The sequence below is a fragment of the Streptomyces sp. CC53 genome, from assembly GCF_001865245.1.
Lineage (GTDB): Bacteria > Actinomycetota > Actinomycetes > Streptomycetales > Streptomycetaceae > Streptomyces.
Window position 1 is genome coordinate 1 of record NZ_MKXB01000076.1, and the last position, 4,616, is coordinate 4,616.

Consider the following 4,616-nt stretch of genomic DNA (forward strand, 5'->3'; position numbering starts at 1 on the left):
CCCGCAGGCGGCGGCGCAGCGCACCGCCCGCGAGCCCGCCGCACGCGGAGGCGCACCGCATCCGCCGCGAGCCGGCGCGCATCCCGGGGCGGCCCGGGCGCTGCCCCCCGTCCCCCGGTCCGGTGACGCGACGGCGCGCCGCATCCGGCCCGTCGGCGGACGCGGAAGCGGCAGCAGCGCCAGAGCGCATCGCGGAGCACGCCGCGGGCCGCCCCCGGCGCGGCGGGGCGACCGCACCGGCCGTGCCACGAACGTCGGAGTAGTGCCATGAACACCTCGGTCGTCCTCTTCACCTCGGACCTCCGCCTCCACGACCACCCGCCGTTGAGGGCCGCACTCGCGTCCGCCGACGAGGTGGTGCCCCTGTTCGTCCGGGACCCCGCAGTCGACCGTGCGGGCTTCGCGGCGCCCAACCGGACCGCGTTCCTCGCGGACTGCCTCACCGACCTGGATGCGGGTCTGCGGCGGCGCGGCGGGCGGCTCGTCGTCCGGGCGGGCGACCCCGTGGCGGAGGTCCTCGACGTGGCCCGGCGGACGGATGCGGGCGACGTGCACCTCGCCGCCGGGTACAGCCGGTTCGCCCGGGACCGCGAGGAACGGCTCGGGCACGCCCTCGAGGCCGACGGGCGCAGGCTCCACGTGCACGACGGGGTGGTCACGGCCGTGCCCGCCGGGGCGGTCACCCCGGCCGGATCCGATCACTTCGCCGTGTTCACCCCGTACCACCGGCGCTGGACCCGCGAGGCGGTGCGCGCCCCGCTGGCGCCGCCCCGGGCCGTGCGGGTCCCCGCCGACGTGCGGTCCGACGACCTTCCCTCCCGCTCCTCCGTCGCCGCCGTGTCGGAGGGCCTCGCGCCCGGCGGCGAGACGGAGGGCCGCCGCCTGCTGACGCGGTGGCTCGACCGGCACGGCGACGCCTACGAGGAGCGGCACGACGACCTGGCGGGCGACGCCACCTCCCGGCTGTCGCCGTACCTCCACTTCGGCGCGGTGTCGGCGGTGGAGGCGGTGCACCGGGCGCGCGGGCGGGGCGGGCCGGGAGCGGAGGCGTTCGTGCGGCAGCTGTGCTGGCGGGACTTCCACCACCAGGTGCTGCACGCGCGGCCCGACGCGTCCCGCGCCGACTACCGCCCGAGGGGCGACCGCTGGCGCCGTGGCCCGCAGGCGGAGGCGGACCTGCGGGCCTGGCAGGAGGGCCGCACCGGCTACCCGGTGGTCGACGCCGCCATGCGGCAGCTCGCCCACGAGGGCTGGATGCACAACCGGGGCCGGCTGCTCACCGCGTCCTTCCTGACCAAGACGCTGTACGTCGACTGGCGGGAGGGCGCGCGCCACTTCCTCGGCCTGCTGGTGGACGGCGACATCGCCAACAACCAGCTGAACTGGCAGTGGGTGGCCGGCACCGGCACCGACACCCGCCCCCACCGCGTGCTGAACCCGGTGCTCCAGGGCAGGCGCCACGACCCCGACGGGGACTACGTGCGCCGCTGGGTCCCGGAGCTCGCGGGCGTTTCCGGAGCCGCCGTGCACGAGCCCTGGAAGCTGGCGGGGCCCGAGCGGGCCGCCCTCGACTACCCCGACCCCGTGGTGGACCTGGCCGCGGGCCTCGCGCGCTTCCGGGAGGCCCGCGGCCGGATCTAGCCGGACGCACGGCCGCATCCGTGCACATCTGCGCCCGCACTCGGAGGGGGCCGCGGCCGTACCTGGAGACGACGCACACGACCCGACCGGGAGGCGAGCCGCGATGACCGACCCCGTGCCCCCGCCGCCTGACCCCGTGCCCCGGCCCGGCCTCGTGCCCCCGCCCGGGTGCGCGCCGCCGGCCCCGCCCGGACCCGCAGCCGCGCGCGCCCCCCGGCCAGAAGACGACGCACGATCGATGCGAGTGGATCGACGCGCCGCGGTCGCCCGAGTCTGGGCGAGCCGGGGGCACCCATCGAGGCTCCCGGGGCGCTCGGCCCTCGGTCTGAGGGGGACGCCCGGACCACCGGCCGGTCCGTACCGGCGGGAGGAGCAGTCGCCATGACGGCACCACGAAGCACGGACCGCAACGCCCCGGCGCCCGCCGGGTCGGCGCAGGAGGTGGCGGCCCGCGGCGCCGTGTCCGACGCGGCGATCGGCGAAGGGCTCGCACGGGGCGACGAACGCTGCCTCGCCCTCGCCTACGAGCGCTGGGGCGGTCTCGTCCTGGCCCTCGCCACCCGCACGCTCGGCGACGCCCGGGAAGCCGAGGACGTCACCCAGCAGGTCTTCCTCGCGGCGTGGCACGGCCGCGCCGGATACCGGCCCGAACGCGGCGCCCTTCCGGGGTGGCTGGTCGGCATCACCCGCAGGAAGATCGCCGACGCGCTCTCGGCCCGCACCCGGCGCCTCGAACTCGTCGCCGCGGCCGGGGCGGTACTGCCCGGCTCCGCGACCGCGCCGAACGACACCGACCGGGTCGTGGACCACGTCCTGCTGACCGACGAGCTGGAGCGGCTTCCGCGCGTGCAGCGGGACGTGCTCGCCCTGGCGTTCTTCGCGGACCTGACGCAGACCCAGATCGCCCGGCGGACGGGCCTGCCGCTCGGCACCGTGAAGAGCCATGCGCGGCGCGGCCTCCAGAGGCTCCGGCAGAGCCTGGAGTCCGGGCGGGAACCCGCCCGGCAGGCCGGGTAGAGCCCGCCCCGCCGCCCCGCCCGCCCGAGAGGGGCGGGACGGCGGGGCTGGCCGACGCGGAAGCCCGCGGGAGCGATCCCGGCGGGCCTCTTCGCGCACGTGCCGGGGCGCGTTCGCGGGCCCGTCGACGCCGCGGCACCGGCCCGACCCCGGTCCCTGCACCGCCGGTCCGTACCGGTCGTCGCCCTCGGCCCGCCTCGCCCGGTGCCCTCACCCACTGGCTGCGCCTGACCCACCGGCTGTGCCGGCGCCGTGCCGGCCTGCGCGGGACCGAGCCGCAGCACCCCGTACCGGGCGCGCCCCCACCCGTGCCGCCTGTGCCGCCACCTCCTTCGCCCGGCGCGCTGCTCGCGGGCGCCGACCCGCAGGCCCTTCGCCTCCACGCGGGGGACGCGGCGGTGTGTACGGCGGGGTCCGGAGCCGCGGGAGGCGGCAGGGGACGAGCCGCGCCCACCGGCGATCCGAAACGCGCCCGCCGCATGCATCCGCCCGGGCGAGCCCCCGCACGTACCGGGCTGCGGCGCTCGCGCGGGCCGGTGCCGCCCGTGCTCGCCCCGGGGTGCCCGTCAGCCGCGGGGGCGGCGGGCCCGGTCGCCCGGGCTCCGCCCCGGCGCGGGGCTCCGCGGCGATGCCTGCGGCCGGAGGAACCGGCGGGCCGCGGCGAGCGCGCCGGCGCCCAGGACCACCCCCGCGGCCAGGCACACCGCGCCGGTCAGGTAGGGGCCGGCAAGGAGGGGGGCCCGTGAACGTCCGGGACCCGCACCCGGCCCCGCGGGCTCCGGCAGGGCCGGAAGGGGGCGGGCCAGCTCGCCGACGATCCCCGACCACACGCGCTCCGGCGGCGCCGGGTACGCGGGGCCCGCGGCGATCCGGCGGAGGGCGGCCAGTTCCGCGGCGCAGGACGGGCAGCCGCCGAGGTGGCGCCGCTCCACCGGTCCGTAACCGGCAGGGGGCCGCAGCCCTGCGGCGATCGCGCCCAGGATGGCCGGATCGAGGTGTCCGTCTCCCACGTGCCGCTCCCTCCGCTGTGCCCGGCGCGTACTCCTTTCGCCCGCGCGGACCCGGTGGGATGCGGTGGCGTCACCCTGTCGGCGCAGCGGCGCCGATTTCCGGACACCGGCAGGACCGGGCGGCGCGCCCCCGGGACGCCGCCGGGGCCCGCTCACGCCGCGAAGGGCGGCAGCACCGGCTCGGGATGCCCGTTGGGGTCCGCGCCCTTCCGGCGGCGCGGGACGGCGGTGTCAGGCCGACGGGGCCCGCACGAGCGGTTCGTACAGGCGGCACAGTGTGTCCGTGGCGTCCTGGAGCCCGACGGGTCGCACCATGCCCGCCTCCAGCGTCTGCCCCGCCCAGCCGGGGCCGGCCAGCAGCACCAGCGGCCGGGTCCGCGCGCCCTTCACGCCGAAGGCGTGCCCGGCCAGGTGCCGCGCCAGGGCGCGGCTCGCGGTGGACCGGGCCTGTGACCACAGCACCACGGCGACCGGACCGGTGCGCCTGACGGCCGAGTCCAGCGCCTCGGGGGGCACGGCGGCGCCGAACATCCGCACCGGCAGGCCGCGCTCCGCGAGCGCGGCGGCGAGGGCCTCCAGCGGCAGGGTGTGCTGCTCGGCGGGCACGCAGGCCAGCAGCACGGGCGGGACGGCGGCCCGTACCGGTGCGGACGCGACGACCTGCCGCAGGGCGCTGGAGACGTGCCAGGACAGCAGGTGCTCGACCTCCACGTAACGGTCTCCCGACGTCTCCCACTTGCGGCCCACCGCGTGCAGCGTCGGCATCATGACCTCCTGCCAGGCGTCGACGAGGCCGTGTTCCGCCACGAGCCGGTGCAGCAGGTCGTCCAGGGCGGTGCTGTCGAGGCGCAGTGCGGCGCGGGCGAGGCCGCGGCACTCCTGGCGCACGTCGCCGAGCGGCAGCAAGGTCGACAACCCGTACGCCGGCGCGAAGGTCTACGTGAACCC

The 4,616-nt window shown here is 78.7% G+C and carries 3 protein-coding genes and 1 pseudogene; 2 read left to right on the plus strand and 2 right to left on the minus strand.

Features of this window, described 5'->3' with window-relative positions; genetic code table 11:
* The first annotated feature begins 267 nt into the window (after nt 1-267).
* Both BJP40_RS06990 and BJP40_RS06995 read left to right on the plus strand, forming a co-directional pair.
* Nucleotides 268-1,641, plus strand: coding sequence for a deoxyribodipyrimidine photo-lyase (locus BJP40_RS06990; RefSeq protein ID WP_071279502.1), 1,374 nt, complete (start codon nt 268-270; stop codon nt 1,639-1,641).
* Between the two features lie 381 nt (nt 1,642-2,022).
* On the plus strand, nt 2,023-2,658 hold the full coding sequence (locus tag BJP40_RS06995; RefSeq protein WP_071269464.1) for a sigma-70 family RNA polymerase sigma factor: 636 nt from the start codon (nt 2,023-2,025) through the stop codon (nt 2,656-2,658).
* Between the two features lie 566 nt (nt 2,659-3,224).
* Here BJP40_RS06995 and BJP40_RS07000 read toward each other — a convergent pair.
* On the minus strand, nt 3,225-3,668 hold the full coding sequence (locus BJP40_RS07000; RefSeq protein WP_071269465.1) for a hypothetical protein: 444 nt from the start codon (nt 3,666-3,668) through the stop codon (nt 3,225-3,227).
* Nucleotides 3,669-3,899: 231 nt separating this feature from the next.
* Nucleotides 3,900-4,571, minus strand: a pseudogene (locus BJP40_RS07005) (B12-binding domain-containing protein); the annotation flags it as partial.
* Nucleotides 4,572-4,616: the final 45 nt, after the last annotated feature.

What these genes read in the sequence shown, in the direction of transcription:
- BJP40_RS06990 (WP_071279502.1), top strand. Translation starts at nt 268, where the DNA reads ATGAACACCTCGGTCGTCCTCTTCACCTCGGACCTCCGCCTCCACGAC.
- BJP40_RS06995 (WP_071269464.1), top strand. Translation starts at nt 2,023, where the DNA reads ATGACGGCACCACGAAGCACGGACCGCAACGCCCCGGCGCCCGCCGGG.